The organism is Amycolatopsis sp. w19 (genome assembly GCF_051373225.1).
In the GTDB taxonomy this organism is placed as follows: Bacteria; Actinomycetota; Actinomycetes; order Mycobacteriales; family Pseudonocardiaceae; genus Amycolatopsis; species Amycolatopsis japonica.
On record NZ_JBPQFM010000001.1, the window covers coordinates 795,858 to 808,769 of the forward strand.

General features: G+C 68.3%; 14 protein-coding genes. 6 read left to right on the forward strand and 8 right to left on the reverse strand.

All coding sequences use genetic code 11. From position 1 onward, the window contains the following. Positions 1–3 precede the first annotated feature (3 nt). Positions 4–1,995, forward strand: coding sequence for an NAD-dependent DNA ligase LigA (ligA, locus tag ACSMFO_RS03605; RefSeq protein ID WP_436456899.1), 1,992 nt, complete (start codon positions 4–6; stop codon positions 1,993–1,995). Positions 1,996–2,059: 64 nt separating this feature from the next. Here ligA and ACSMFO_RS03610 read toward each other — a convergent pair whose 3' ends face one another. Genes ACSMFO_RS03610 through ACSMFO_RS03625 form a run of 4 tightly spaced genes read right to left on the reverse strand, consistent with a single transcriptional unit; the run spans position 2,060 to position 6,931 of the window. Next, positions 2,060–3,190, reverse strand: a complete 1,131-nt coding sequence (locus ACSMFO_RS03610; protein WP_360095447.1) for a family 2 encapsulin nanocompartment cargo protein terpene cyclase — start codon at positions 3,188–3,190, stop codon at positions 2,060–2,062. 17 nt (positions 3,191–3,207) lie between these two features. Continuing rightward, a complete protein-coding gene (locus ACSMFO_RS03615) occupies positions 3,208–4,071 on the reverse strand; it encodes a geranyl diphosphate 2-C-methyltransferase (protein ID WP_073843264.1) in 864 nt (287 codons plus the stop codon). Positions 4,072–4,124: 53 nt separating this feature from the next. Next, entirely contained in the window at positions 4,125–5,513 is a 1,389-nt protein-coding gene (locus ACSMFO_RS03620; protein WP_038513284.1) for a family 2B encapsulin nanocompartment shell protein, read from the reverse strand. Continuing rightward, positions 5,510–6,931 carry a family 2B encapsulin nanocompartment shell protein gene (locus ACSMFO_RS03625; RefSeq protein WP_038513282.1) on the reverse strand — a complete coding sequence of 474 codons (1,422 nt, stop codon included), beginning with the start codon at positions 6,929–6,931 and terminating at the stop codon, positions 5,510–5,512. Before ACSMFO_RS03625 ends, ACSMFO_RS03620 begins: the two co-directional genes overlap by 4 nt. Positions 6,932–7,385: 454 nt before the next feature. On the opposite strand from ACSMFO_RS03625, the gene cmtR reads away from it, so the two are divergent. From cmtR to ACSMFO_RS03645, 4 genes are read left to right on the forward strand one after another with little or no spacing between them, the layout of a single operon-like run. Then, a complete protein-coding gene (gene cmtR / locus ACSMFO_RS03630) occupies positions 7,386–7,712 on the forward strand; it encodes a Cd(II)/Pb(II)-sensing metalloregulatory transcriptional regulator CmtR (protein ID WP_436456900.1) in 327 nt (108 codons plus the stop codon). Next, a complete protein-coding gene (locus tag ACSMFO_RS03635; protein WP_436456901.1) occupies positions 7,709–8,362 on the forward strand; it encodes a cation transporter in 654 nt (217 codons plus the stop codon). The genes cmtR and ACSMFO_RS03635 overlap by 4 nt, the downstream gene beginning before the upstream one ends. A gap of 10 nt (positions 8,363–8,372) precedes the next feature. After that, on the forward strand, positions 8,373–8,984 hold the full coding sequence (locus tag ACSMFO_RS03640) for a class I SAM-dependent methyltransferase (RefSeq protein ID WP_436456902.1): 612 nt from the start codon (positions 8,373–8,375) through the stop codon (positions 8,982–8,984). A gap of 43 nt (positions 8,985–9,027) precedes the next feature. Continuing rightward, a complete protein-coding gene (locus tag ACSMFO_RS03645; protein WP_436456903.1) occupies positions 9,028–9,459 on the forward strand; it encodes an LppU/SCO3897 family protein in 432 nt (143 codons plus the stop codon). Here the strand turns inward: ACSMFO_RS03645 and ACSMFO_RS03650 are convergent. After that, entirely contained in the window at positions 9,405–10,253 is an 849-nt protein-coding gene (locus tag ACSMFO_RS03650) for an MBL fold metallo-hydrolase (protein ID WP_436456904.1), read from the reverse strand. The two genes, ACSMFO_RS03645 and ACSMFO_RS03650, sit on opposite strands and share 55 nt — an antisense overlap. Beyond that, positions 10,247–10,825, reverse strand: coding sequence for a TetR/AcrR family transcriptional regulator (locus ACSMFO_RS03655; RefSeq protein ID WP_436456905.1), 579 nt, complete (start codon positions 10,823–10,825; stop codon positions 10,247–10,249). The genes ACSMFO_RS03650 and ACSMFO_RS03655 overlap by 7 nt, the downstream gene beginning before the upstream one ends. Positions 10,826–10,895: 70 nt before the next feature. Between ACSMFO_RS03655 and ACSMFO_RS03660 the strand changes: the two genes are divergently transcribed. Beyond that, the gene (locus tag ACSMFO_RS03660; protein ID WP_436456906.1) at positions 10,896–11,789 is read left to right on the forward strand and encodes an NADP-dependent oxidoreductase; all 894 of its coding nucleotides are present in this window, start codon (positions 10,896–10,898) and stop codon (positions 11,787–11,789) included. Positions 11,790–11,795: 6 nt separating this feature from the next. Here ACSMFO_RS03660 and rraA read toward each other — a convergent pair whose 3' ends face one another. Continuing rightward, the gene (gene rraA, locus ACSMFO_RS03665) at positions 11,796–12,275 is read right to left on the reverse strand and encodes a ribonuclease E activity regulator RraA (protein WP_436456907.1); all 480 of its coding nucleotides are present in this window, start codon (positions 12,273–12,275) and stop codon (positions 11,796–11,798) included. Beyond that, positions 12,272–12,877, reverse strand: coding sequence for a TetR/AcrR family transcriptional regulator (locus tag ACSMFO_RS03670; RefSeq protein WP_436456908.1), 606 nt, complete (start codon positions 12,875–12,877; stop codon positions 12,272–12,274). Before ACSMFO_RS03670 ends, rraA begins: the two co-directional genes overlap by 4 nt. Positions 12,878–12,912: the final 35 nt, after the last annotated feature.

Below are 12,912 nucleotides of genomic sequence, written 5' to 3' on the forward strand. Positions count from 1 at the left end.
CCCGTGAACGCTCGGGACCGCATCCAAGAACTCGCCGATCAGATCGTCGTCCTTCGCGACGCCTACTACCGGGGCTCGCCGAAGGTGGCCGACGCCGACTACGACGCGATCGAAGACGAATTGCGCGGGCTCATCGAGGCGAATCCCGAGCTCGCCCCGGAGCCGAACCCGCTCGACCAGGTCGGCGCGCCCGCCGTCCTGCACGCGCCCATCCGCCACTCGCGGCCGATGTTGTCGCTGGAGAAGGCGACCAAACCGGAGCAGGTCGAGGCGTTCTTCGCCCGGTTCCCCGGGCAGCCGGTGGTCGTCATGCCGAAGCTCGACGGTCTGTCGCTCGCCCTCGTCTACGAGAACGGCCGCCTCGCCAGGGCGGTCACCCGCGGCGACGGGACCACGGGCGACGACGTGACCATGCTGGTCCGGGCGCTGACCGACGGCGTCCCGGACAAGGTCGACGCGCCCGGCCGGGTCGAGGTCCGCGGCGAGGCCGTCATGCTGCGTTCCACTTTCGCCGCCTACAACAAGGTCCACCCGGACAAGCCGCTGATCAACCCGCGCAACGCCGCCGCGGGCACCCTGCGCGCGAAGGATCCGGCCACCGTCGCCGAGCGGCGTCTGCAGTTCTTCGCGTTCGACCTCTCCACGGAGCCCGACAGCGCGGAAACCGATCTCGACGGCGCGCTGCGGACGCTCGGGTTCGCCGCCGCCGACATGCGGCACTGCGAAGACGCCGAGTCGGCGCAGGCCGTCATCACGACCATCGAGCAGCAGCGCAACGATCTCGACTACGACCTCGACGGTGCGGTGCTGCGCCTGGCGGATCGCGACGCGTACGCCGCAGCCGGAACGCGGTCCAGTTCACCGCGCGGGGCGCTGGCCTTCAAGTTCGCCGCCGAGGAGAAGACCACTGTGCTCGCCGATGTCGTCTGGGACGTCGGCAAGACCGGCAAGATCGCGCCCGTCGCGTGGCTGGAGCCGGTGTTCGTCGGCGGGACCACCGTCACGCGGGCGACGTTGGCCAACCAGGAGGTCATCAAGGCCCGCGGGATCAAGATCGGCGACACCGTGCTCGTGCGGCGCGCCGGCGACGTGATCCCGTTCGTGGCCGGTGTCCTCGACGCCGCCAAGCGCACCGGCGAGGAGCGGGAGATCGTGCCGCCGTCGGTGTGCCCGTCGTGCGAAGAGCCGCTGACCGAACAGGGCAACAGCCGGGAACTGTTCTGCACCAACGTCGCCTGCCCCGCCCAGACCGTCCGGCGGCTGATCCACTGGGCGTCGCGCGCGGCCGCGGATATCGACGCGATCGGCGGCGTCTGGATCGAGCGGCTCGCCGAGGCCGGGATTCTCGAACACCCGTCGGACTTCTACCGGCTCACCAAGGAAAAGCTGCTGGAGTTCGATCGCATCGGCGACATCTCCGCCACCCGCATGATCGAGTCGATCGACGCGAGCCGGGCCGTCGGCCTGCGCCGCGCGCTGATCGGTCTCGCGATCCCGATGGCCTCCGAAGGCACCGCCGCGCGGCTGTGCCGGGCCGGGTTCGGTTCGCTGGAAGCCGTCGTGGACGCGGGCGAAGAGGGGCTCGTCGCCGTCGAGGACATCGGTCCGAAGGTCGCCGCGTCCCTGATCGAGCACCTCACCCGCCTCCGTCCCGAGCTCGAGCGGCTGCGCGAAGTCGGAGTCTCGCTGGACGTACGTGAAGAAGACCTCCCGCCGGTCGTCGCGGCAGGCGCTCCGCTGGAAGGCAAGACGGTCGTGGTCACCGGATCGATCAGCGACCCGCGCTCCGGCGAGAAGGTGCCGCGCCCGACCTTCCAGCGGCTGTGCGAAAAGGCGGGCGCGACCATCGCGTCGTCGGTCTCGGCGAACACGGACCTGCTCATCACCGGCGCGGACGTCGGCGCGAGCAAGCTCACCAAGGCCGAAAAGCTCGAAGTCGAGGTCGTGGACCAGGGCGTGATCTGGGGCCGGCTGATCGAGGCCGGCGTCGTCTGACCTCCTCCCGCGTTTAGTCCTCTGAATGCGGACGTTCGTATCGCGAACTACCGCATCCAGAGGACTAAACGCTGGGCTTCGTCCGGTAGCGCGGGCTCGTCGAGTGCCATTCGAAACCGCCGCCCATCCAGCCCCGCAATCCGCGCAGGAACCGTTGCAGTTCAACGGAAGGAACCGCGCTCAGCTGCTCGTGGGCGGCCTGGAAGTCACGGACGACGTCGTTGTGCAGTTCGACGGTGATCGCCGTGGCCTCTTCGATCGTGCATTTCCGGTCGTCGGCGATCAGCAGGACCGCGTTGCAGGGCGGCGATTCGTCCTCCAGATCCTTGGTGACGGAGTGCACGTCGTTGACGAGCACTGCCGCCGTGCCCGCTTGGATCGCCGCCTCGCGGACCCGAGGGTCGTAGTAGAGGTTCGACGTCAGTTCGTAACCGCCGAGGACATCGATCAACGTCATCGAGGTGTAGAAGCTGTCGTGCTGCCTGGCGGCGAGATACTCCCACGCGGGCGGGTATTTCCCGCTGTGGCGCCACGCCGCGTAGGCCGTCCAGCTCACGAACATCGCGAAGGTCGAGTAGCAGACACGCTGGACCTGCGCGGCCGTCCCGGATCGCCGCAGGAAATCCGTCGCCGAGCCCAGTGCCACCAGGACCCGGTCGTTTCGCAGCGTTTCGTCGAGGTCTCGGCTGAATTCGCCCAGCGACGGCACCGGGTCCATGGCGGCCATCGCCAGCGCGAGCTTCGGCGGCAGCTCGGCCGGGACCGCGCCGAGCGACGTGTCGTCGGCGTAGAGGTCGTCGGCCGCCCACCAGGCGGCGTTGAGCTTCGCCGAGATCAACAGCCGCTCGGGATCCTCGCAGTCCGGATGAGCGAGCATGACGAGCCTGCCGAAGCCCGCCTTCCCGATCTGCTCGCACTCCTCCTCGTCGAACCCGCACTCCCCCGCCCACAGCACCAGCCGCCGGTCGACCTCCACGGCGAGCGGGTCGTTGATCCGTTCGGTGACGGGGCAGTACAGCGGCGGCGCCGACCCGTCACCCCACGGCCGGTACGCGTAAGCCGGGTCGAGACCGGGTTCCTCAGGTGACGGAGCCTCCTGAGGAACCGCGGTCAGCCGGGCCGCCAGCCGGGCGGCGGACGTGCCCAGCCCGCTCGGACCGGCCAGCAGTGTGGCGAGCGCACCCTGTTCGGTCATCGCTTCGCTCTCCAGGTTCAGACGCGGTCCGCGGCGATGAGCAGATAGTGGAAGCTGCCTTCGCGGTAGGCGTCGAGGAACGGTCCTTCGATCCCGGTCGCCACCGAAGACTTCGCCCGCAGCTCCCAGTACGGGATCGTGTCCGGCGTCAGATCCACCACCGAGATCGGCACCAGGTCGTTGGCCGTCATGGCCTTGAAGTACTCGCTGCGCGGATGGATGTTGCACGTGTAGTGCTGGTCGATCTGCGCGACGGCCTTCGACCGGCCGCCCGTCACGTCGTTGTAGCACCCGGTGATGGTGACGTAGCGGCCGCCGAACTCCAGCTGTCGCGCGTGCTCGGCGAACAGCTCGTGGAGGTCCACGTACATGGTGCTTTCATTGTTCCAGATCGCCTTGCGCGAGCCGCTTTCGAAGCCGGTGTCGAGCATGTTGCGGAAGTGGTAGCGCACCCGGTCGGCGACGCCGCGGATATCCGCCTGGTGATTGGCGAACTCGACCTGCTTCTCCGAGATCGAGATCCCGTCGACGTGGCAGCCGAACCTCGCGTTGGCCATGATGCTGGACCCGCCGCGGCCGCAGCCGGCGTCGAGGAGGTGGTCGTCCGGTTTGACGTCGCCGAGGTGATCGAGCAGAACGTCGGCCTGCGCCGTCTCCAGGCGGTGCATTTCGGCGATGATCCGCTCGTCGCGGGTCTCTTCAGGGCCTTCCAGCACCGACCAGTCGACCTCGCCGACCCCGTAGTGGTGGTGATAGAGCCCGTCCACATCGCCCAGACGCAGGTTGACCGGGTCCTTCTCCTTGTTCCAGTACGACGCCACCGACTTCTGGTACTCGGTGCGCAGAACCTTGGCGGGAGCGGGAGTACGGGCGATGGTCACGTGGGTGGTCCTTTCTGGAGCGTTGTTGTTCGTTGTCGTCGCGGGGCGAGGGGTCACCGCGCGACCTCGACGTTCTCCAGCACACCGAGTGCGTCGGGCACGAGCACGGCGGCGGAGTAGTAGGTGCTGACCAGGTAGCTGGCGACCGCCTGATCGGAGATGCCGTCGAAGCGCACGTTCAGTCCCGGCTCGTATTCGTCGGGCAAGCCGGTCTGGTGCAGCCCGATCACGCCGTTGTCCTCCACGCCGGTCCGCATGGCGAGGATCGAGGACGTGCCGTTCTCGGTGATCGGGATCTTGTCGCAGGGCAGGAGCGGCACCCCGCGCCACGCGGCGACCACCTTGCCGTCGACGGTGGTGCCCTCCGGATACAGGCTGCGGCGCGTGCATTCCCTGCCGAACGCGGCGATCGCGCGCGGGTGGGCGAGGAAGAACTTCGTCTTGCGGCGGCGGCTGACGAGTTCGTCCATGTCGTCGGGTGTCGGCGGACCGGACCGGGTCTGGAACCGCGACTTGAGATCGGCGTTGTGCAGCAACCCGAACTCACGGTTGTTGATCAGGTCGTGCTCCTGCCGCTCACGCAGCGCCGAAATGGTCAGCCGGAGTTGCTCTTCGAACTGGTCCATCGGCCCGTTGTAGAGATCGGTCACCCGCGTGTGCACCCGGAGCGCCGTCTGCGCGACGGCCAGGTCGTACTCGCGCGGCGAGATCTCGTAGTCGACGAATGTGCCCGGCAACAGCGGCTCACCGTCGTGGCCGGACGACATCCCGATCTCGGCCTCGCCCTTGGCGTTCTGCGGCTTTCCCTTGTGCGAGAGCATGTCCTGCACATGTCGGCGCATCGCCTCCGACCGGCCGTTGAGGTCGGCGAAGTCTTCGGCGCGCAGGGTCAGCACGATCACCGGGGTGACGGCCTTGGCGGTGAACGGCCAGTTCCGGTCGATACCGGCGAGCATTTCGTCGCCGAAATGGTCGCCGTCGGCCATGCTGCCGACGGAGGCTTCGGCACCGTATTCACCCGGCACGACCTTGGCGATCTTGCCGTGCGCGACCAGCACGACCTCGTCGAGCGGAGCGCCGTGGCTGACGATCGTCTCGCCGGGCTGGTACTCGTGCTGCACGAACCGGTCGGCGAGTGCGGTGAGCGTGTCCTCGTCGTCGAAACCCCGCAGCAGAGCCAATTCCGCGAGTTCCTGCGGGACGACCCTGACCTCCGTGCCGACGTTGGTGAAGCTCACCCGTCCGTCGCCGATCGCGTAGGTCAGCCGCCGGTTGACCCGGAAGGTGCCACCGGTCGCCTCGACCCAGGGCAGCATCTTCAGCAGCCAGCGCGGCGTGATGCTCTGCATCTGCGGCCGCGTCTTGGTGGTCGTCGCCAGATTCCGCGCGGCGGCTGGGCCGAGACTGAGCCGCCGGTCGGCCTCCGGCGTCGCGGCGGTCATCCTTCGCGGCCGAGTTCGGCGGCTTCGAGGACGGCCAGCGCGTCCGGTACCAGCACGGCGGCGGAGTAGTAGGTGCTGACGAGGTAGGAGATGATCGCCTGCTCCGAGATGCCCATGAACCGGACGTTCAGCCCGGGCTCGTATTCGTCCGGCAGGCCGATCTGACGCAGGCCGACGACGCCCTGGTTCTTCTCCCCGGTGCGGATCAGCAGCACGGAACTGGTGCTCGTCTGGCTCACCGGGATCTTGTTGCACGGCAGGATCGGGACGCCACGCCACGACGGCACTTTGTGCCCGCCGAGGTCGGTGCCGGTCGGGTAGATGCCGCGTTTGCTGCACTCACGGCTGAACGCGGCGATCGTGCGCGGATGCGCGAGGAAGAAGCCGGGGTCCTTCCACACCAGGGCGAGCAGGTCGTCGAAGTCGTCCGGCGTCGGCGGGCCGGTGCGCGTCGCGATCCGCTGGGTGAAGTCGGCGTTGTGGAGCAGGCCGAAGTCGGTGTTGTTGATCATTTCGTGCTCTTGCCGCTCACGCAGCGCTTCGATGGTCAGGCGTAACTGCTGTTCGGTCTGGTCCATCGGCTGGTTGTAGAGATCGGACACCCGGCTGTGGACCCGGAGCACGGTCTGGGCGACGCTCAGTTCGTATTCGCGCGGCGAGGTCTCGTAGTCGACGAACGTGCCCGGCAGCAGCGGCTCACCGTCGTGTCCGGACGAGATGTCGATCTCGGCCTCGCCGAAGTCGTTGGAGCGTCCGGAGTCCTGCGACGCCTGCTCGATCTGCGCCTGCAGCGATTCGGACTGTTCGAGGACGCGCTCGAAGTCCTGGCGGGTCAGGGTGAGCACGGTGCAGGCGGTGGACGCCTTGGCGGTGAACTCCCAGATGCCGTCGTCGTCCACGAGGGCCTGCGCGCCGAAGTAGTCGCCGTCCTTGACGACGCCGAGCGCGGTCTCGTCACCGTAGTGACCGGGGCCGGTCTTGCTGATCTTGCCGTGCGCGATGAGGAAGACCCGATCGGCGCGGTGCCCGAATTCGACGAGTACGTCGCCGGCCGCCACTTCCTGCTGTTCGAAGCGGCGCGCGAGTTCGGCGAGGACCTCTTCGTCGTCGTATCCCTTGAGCGGTTTCAGTTCACCGAGTTCCGCCGGGATCACGCTGACCTCGGTGCCCGCCTTCGAGAAGGTCACCCGCCCGTCGCCGACCGCGTAATTGAGCCGCCGGTTGACCCGGTAGGCACCGCCGTTCACCTGAACCCATTCGAGGGACTTCAGCAGCCACCGGGAAGAAATTCCCTGCATCTGCGGAACGGATTTGGTCGTCGTCGCCAGGTTTCGCGCGGCGGCGCGACCCAAACTCAGCTGCGGGTTTTCCGACCCCTGGACACCTTCGGCGGAAGTGCCCGATTCGGTCACGGTCACAGCAAGGTCCACCCTTCGATAGTCGTGTGAACAAACAAGATCCACAAATCGCGGCGTGCCGGTCATGCCCCGAAGTGCGGCCCCGCAGGATCAACATAGCAAGGGGTTTTTCCCGCACAAGCGCACTTTCAGGTAATACGACAAGGCCACCCGAATGCCGATTTTCCCATTGTGCAGGAAAGCTTTTGTTCACGTCACTCGGCGCTTTATGGCCGCCACGCAATCGGGCCAGTAATTGTTCTGAGGTGTCACGCGGGGCCGCGCCGAAACTCCCCGCCGTGCCCGCGGCACGGCCGTTTGAGTGGCCACACCGGACTCTTTCGGGTCGCCTCCGCGTCCCCGTTCGCCGCTGGCTTGACAGACAGCGACGAAACAGAGGGTCGCGTCCGGACACTCCGTCGGGTCATGGTTCAGCCCTTGCTGACATATCAGCGATGGCTGTACTGTCCCGCGTGTGCTGACAGTTGAGACCCAGGGTGCCGCGCTCGCCCGGCTCGGTCGTGCCCTCGCCGACCCGAATCGGTGCCGGATCCTGGTCGCCCTCCTCGACGGAGTGAGCTACCCCGGCCGGCTGGCCGATCAACTCGGCCTGAGCCGCTCGAACGTGTCGAACCACCTCGCCTGCCTGCGGGGTTGCGGGCTGGTGGTGGCGACCTACGAAGGCAGGCAGGTCCGTTACTCCCTGGCCGACGCGCATCTGGCCCGCGCGCTGCGCGAACTCGCCCAGGTCGTGCTGGCCGTCGACACCGCCGAGGCCTGTGTGGACGAGGTTCTCCGATGAGTGTGGAGAGCGGGTCCTGCGTGGACGGTTGCTGCGCCACGACGTCCACAGTGGCCCCGGACCGCCGCGCACAGTTGTCCCGGCGCGTCCGACTCCTGGTCGCCGCGACGATCACCTACAACGTCGTCGAGGCGGTCGTCGCCATCTCGGCGGGCACCATCGCGTCGTCGACCGCTCTGATCGGCTTCGGCCTGGACTCGGTCATCGAAGTCGCCTCGGCCGCGGCCGTCGCCTGGCAGTTCTCCGGCAAGGACCCGGAAGCCCGCGAACGCACCGCGCTCAAGGTCATCGCGGTGTCCTTCTTCGCGCTGGCCGCCTATGTCACCGTCGAGTCGGTACGCACCCTGTTCGGCGCCGACCCCGCCGAACACTCCCCCGTCGGCATCGTGCTGGCGGCGGTATCCCTGCTCGTGATGCCTTTCCTGTCCTACGCCCAGCGCCGGGCCGGGCGCGAACTCGGTTCCGCGAGCGCCGTCGCCGACTCGAAGCAGACCTTGCTCTGCACCTACCTTTCCGGTGTGCTGCTCGTCGGGTTGCTGCTCAACGGTCTCTTCGGCTGGTACTGGGCCGATCCCCTGGTCGCGCTCGTCATCGCCGCCGTCGCGATCAAGGAAGGCCGCGAGGCCTGGCGCGGCGAACACTGCTGCTGAAAGGAGCGTCATGACCCCGCCCGCACGGTGGAACCGGTACTGGGACGGCAAATCCCGCAACTACGACCGGGAAATGCAGTTCATGGACCGGAAGCTCTTCGGTGATTCGCGGGCGTGGGCCTGCGGACAGGCCACCGGCGAGGTCCTCGAAGTCGCCGTCGGGACCGGCCTGAACCTGCCGCTCTATCCCGGCGGGGTCACGCTCACCGGCATCGACCTCAGCGACGGCATGCTCGCCATCGCCCGAGGCCGCGCCGAACGCCTCGGCCATCCGGTGACGCTACGGCGCGCCGACGCGCACGACCTGCCCTTCGACGCAGATTCGTTCGACACCGTGGTCTGCACTCTCGGGCTCTGCGCCATCCCCGACGACGGCAAGGCGTTGCGGGAGATGGCCCGGGTACTCCGGCCCGGCGGCAGGCTCATTCTGCTCGACCACATCGTGAGTTCGTCCCGCGCGGTCCGCGGTCTGCAATGGATCGCCGAGAAGATCACCGTGCCGATGGCGGGCGAGCATTTCCTCCGGCGGCCGTTCGACAAGATCGGCGATCTCGGCCTGGCCGTCGAACAGCGGGAGCGGTTCAAACTCGGGCTGGTGGAACGGCTCGTCGCCCGCAAGTGAGCCGTGTCATCCGAATTTCATCGACACGGACGATGCTGAGGACGTGACCTACCCTCAGCAGCAGTCGCCCATCTGGCAGCAATACCCCGTCGCGCCGCCGAAGAAGACGCCGAACACCGGGCTGATCGTCGGCATCGCCGCCGCGGCGCTCGTCGTCACCGGCGGAGCGATCGCGGTGACCGTCGCGCTCGTCACCGGCGGCAGCGCCCCCGAGGTCGACCCCGACCCGTTTTCCGCACAGGCCGGGGATTGCCTGTCGGCCGACGAAGACGCCGGCTCCAATGGCGCGTTCAGCTCCAGCGCCGTGCGGGTGCACTGTTCGGACGGTTCCGCGAACTACACTGTGATCGCACAGCTTTCGAGCGGGTCCGGCTCGGATTGCAACGCCGTGCCTGGCTACGAGTACGGCAACCCCGTCGTCTACGACTTCACTTCGGGGCAGTCGCGCGAACTCTGCGTCATGCCCAAGGGCTGAGTGAGGCGCCGCACTTGCCCGGCGTGCAGATCGCTCACCCACTCCCATCCGGGTTCGGCCGACGAGCCGATCCGCGGGTCGTCGGGAGTACGGCCGTTTCGCACGGCGTGGACATACGTCCGGTCCAGGTCGATCCGTACGCGCGTCTGGCCGGGGCCGCCGACAGCCCCGTGGCCGGGCACGACGACCTCGACGTCGTCGGCCACCTCTTCGAGCAGCCGGAGCCCGGTCAGGTAGTCCCCGAGAGGATCGGCGGTGTCGTCGAACATCGGGACCAGGACGTCGGAAAGCATGTCGCCGGCGACGAGAACCCCGTGCTCCTCGATCACCAGCGCGGCATGTCCGGGAGCGTGGGCCGGATGCTCGATGATCCGCAGTTCCGGGCCGTCCCAGGGAATCCGCGTGCTTCCGGCGGGCAGAGCGGTGACGAGGCCGAACAGTTCCACCGGCACCTCGCCGGCGATTTCCGGTGGCAGCCCTTCGGCGAAGTCGGCCTTCCAGTCCTCTTTCGACCGAAGATCGCGCAGGTAGGCGGCGCAGCGGTCCGTGCCATAGCGGGGCACGTCGCCGAACGCGGCGTGCCAGAGCGCGTGATCCCAATCGGGATGGGTCGCGAAACCCGCCACCACGCTCCGGCCGGACTGGGCCAGGTCGTTCGCGAGGCAGGCCATTTCGTCTTCGGTGATCCCGGGGTCGACGAGCAGCACGCCTTCCTCGCCATCGACGATGACCGTGTTGTTGCGGAGCAGCGCGCTCTGGTGGACCAGCACACGGTTCGCGACCTGGGTCAACATGCTGCGGTGACCTCCCAGGCCGCTTCGATCATCCGGAAGATCTCGTCCACCGCGGCCTCCGGATCGGCCGCCTCCCTGCCGATCGAGTAAGCGTCGAGCACGAACCTCGCGATGGTCCGGCAGGCGGTCGCGGACCGCGCCGACTCCGGATCGGCCGCGATCGCCGCCGCCAGCGACTCCGCGTGGCGCAGCCTCATCGCGTCCTCGTACTCCCGCAGCGCGGGCGATCCGTCGATCATGCGCCAGATCGGGGCGGCGCCCTCCGCGGTGCAATGCCGCACCATCGCGTGAACCTCACGGCACAGTGCGGGGATGAGCGGGTCACCATCCGGCCGTCCGGTGACCGCCCGAGTGAGGCCTTGCTCGAAGTTCGCGTCCTGCTCGAACACCAAAGCCTCTTTCGAGGCGAAATGGGAGAAGAGGGTCGTGACGGCGACGTCGGCCTCCGCGGCCACCTCGCGGATGCCGACCGCGTCGTATCCGCGCTCCAGGAAAAGCCGCAAGGCGGTCTCGGCGATCTTCTGACGGGTCGCGGCCTTCTTCCGCTCGCGACGTCCGGTCGGCGCTGTCATGCGGTGAAGCTACCAGATGCGAAACAAAAACCGTTTCAAAACACTAACCGTTAGTGCTACGGTCGGTCGCATGAAGCAAGTGATCTTCACCGAGTTCGGTGGACCGGAAGTCCTGCAACTCGTCGACGCCGAAGAGCCGCACGTGGGACCGGGCCAGGTACGCATCGCCGTGCGAGCGGCCGGAGTGAACCCCGTCGACTGGAGAATCCGCGAAGGCCAGGTCCTCGGCGCACATCCGACCGGGCTGCCGTCCGGCGTAGGCCTCGACGCAGCCGGCGTGGTGGACGAGGTGGGCGAAGGCGTGGACGGGGCCGCGGTCGGCGACTCCGTGTTCGGCGAGGGTGCGAGCACCTATGCCGAGTTCGCCGTGCTGTCGGCCTGGGCGGTAATGCCCGACGGGCTCACCTTCGAGGAGGCGGCCGGATATCCGTCCGTCGTCGAGACCGCACTACGGCTCATCCGCGAAGCCGATGTGCGACCCGGCGAGACACTGCTGGTCAGCGGCGCGTCCGGCGGGGTCGGCTCGGCGGTACTGCAGATCGCGCGTGAACGCGGCATCACCGTGATCGGCACGGCGGGCGCCGCGAACCAGGACTATCTGCGGGATCTGGGCGCGCTCGCCACGACCTATGGCGAAGGCTGGGTGGACCGCGTGCGGCGGCTCGGCCGGGTCGACGCCGCACTCGACCTGGCCGGGGCAGGTGTGATCGCGGAGCTGGTCGAACTGACCGGGGATCCAGGGAAGGTTCTCTCGATCGCCGATCTCGGCGCGCCCGAATTCGGCGTCCGTTTCTCCGGCGTGGCCGGGAGCGTGCCGGACGCGCTGGCCGAGGCCGTCGACCTCATCTCACGGGGAAAGCTGCACATCCCCGTCGAGAAGTCCTATTCGCTCGCCGATGCCGCGGCGGCACACGCCGACAGCCATGCCGGGCACACCCGCGGCCGCCGGGTCATCGTCGTCTGAGCGGGGTCAGCCGGCGGGAAGGATCACGACGCCGTCGTCGTCGGAGTAGAGCGTGTCGCCGGGAGTGAAGGTCACTCCCCCGAAGCCGACCGGGACGTCGACAGCGCCGACGCCCGCCTTGGAGCTCTTGCGCGGGTTGGTGCCGAGCGCCTTCACCCCGAGCGGGAGCCCGGCGAGCTCGGCGCTGTCGCGTACCGCGCCGTTGACGACGATGCCGGCCCAGCCGTTGTCGACGGCGGACTTCGCGATCATGTCGCCGGTGAGCGCGCTGTGCAGGGAACCGCCGCCGTCGACCACCAGGACGGCGCCGTCACCCGGGGTGGCCAGGAGTTTCTTGACCAGGCCGTTGTCCTCGTGACAGGAGACGGTGCGGATCGGGCCGGAGAAGGTCCGGTGCCCGCCGAACTGCCGGAACTGGGTGTCGCAGACGCGCAGCCCGTCGCCGTGTTCGTCGACGAGGTCGGCGGTGGTGAAGGAATCGATCACGGCTCCCGAGTGTAGGGCGGGAAAAGCGTGTCCAGCACGTGGGTGAGGATGGCGGCGGGATCCGCGGCGGGGGCGACCGTCTGACGCAGCGCGAGGCCGATGCCCAGGGCGCCGAGCATGACCACGGCGTGATCCAGCGGCAGGGCGGGTTCGAGACGCAGGCGACGGGTGTGTTCGGCGAGCAGGGCGACCACTTCGTCGTCGTGGCGCCGCTGGATAGCCGCGACCAGCGCGGCGGTTTCCGGTTGCTGCGCCGTCGCGGCGAGCACCTCCGCGGCCGCCGCGCTCCACTTCGCCGCGTCCTTGTCCGCGACGTCGACGGGATTCAGCGCCGCGATCACGTCGTCGCGCGAAGTGGCCCGAGCCAGCGCTTCGCGAAGTCCCCGCAGATGACCGTCCGCGTCGGCTTCGATGATCGCCAGCCACAGCCCTTCCTTGCCGCCGAAGTGCTTGTAGACGGCGCCGCGGGTGTATCCGGCGTCGGCGGCGATCTCCTCGACCGTCGCCGCGAGGAAACCGCGCCGAAGGAAGACCTGGCGTCCGGCGGCCAGCAGGTTTTCATGGGTGCGGCGCTGCTGCTCGGCCCGCGTCAGCCTGGTCATCGTCTCGCATTCAGAACAGAGTGTTTCTGGAAACG

Excerpts from the sequence above, each read along its gene's own strand:
- ACSMFO_RS03660 (WP_436456906.1), top strand. The coding sequence starts at position 10,896 with ATGAAGCAAGTGATCTTCACCGAGTTCGGTGGACCGGAAGTCCTGCAA.
- ACSMFO_RS03655 (WP_436456905.1), bottom strand. The coding sequence starts at position 10,825 with ATGACAGCGCCGACCGGACGTCGCGAGCGGAAGAAGGCCGCGACCCGT.
- ACSMFO_RS03610 (WP_360095447.1), bottom strand. The coding sequence starts at position 3,190 with ATGACCGAACAGGGTGCGCTCGCCACACTGCTGGCCGGTCCGAGCGGG.
- ACSMFO_RS03670 (WP_436456908.1), bottom strand. The coding sequence starts at position 12,877 with ATGACCAGGCTGACGCGGGCCGAGCAGCAGCGCCGCACCCATGAAAAC.
- ACSMFO_RS03635 (WP_436456901.1), top strand. The coding sequence starts at position 7,709 with ATGAGTGTGGAGAGCGGGTCCTGCGTGGACGGTTGCTGCGCCACGACG.
- ACSMFO_RS03650 (WP_436456904.1), bottom strand. The coding sequence starts at position 10,253 with ATGTTGACCCAGGTCGCGAACCGTGTGCTGGTCCACCAGAGCGCGCTG.
- ACSMFO_RS03620 (WP_038513284.1), bottom strand. The coding sequence starts at position 5,513 with ATGACCGCCGCGACGCCGGAGGCCGACCGGCGGCTCAGTCTCGGCCCA.
- ACSMFO_RS03640 (WP_436456902.1), top strand. The coding sequence starts at position 8,373 with ATGACCCCGCCCGCACGGTGGAACCGGTACTGGGACGGCAAATCCCGC.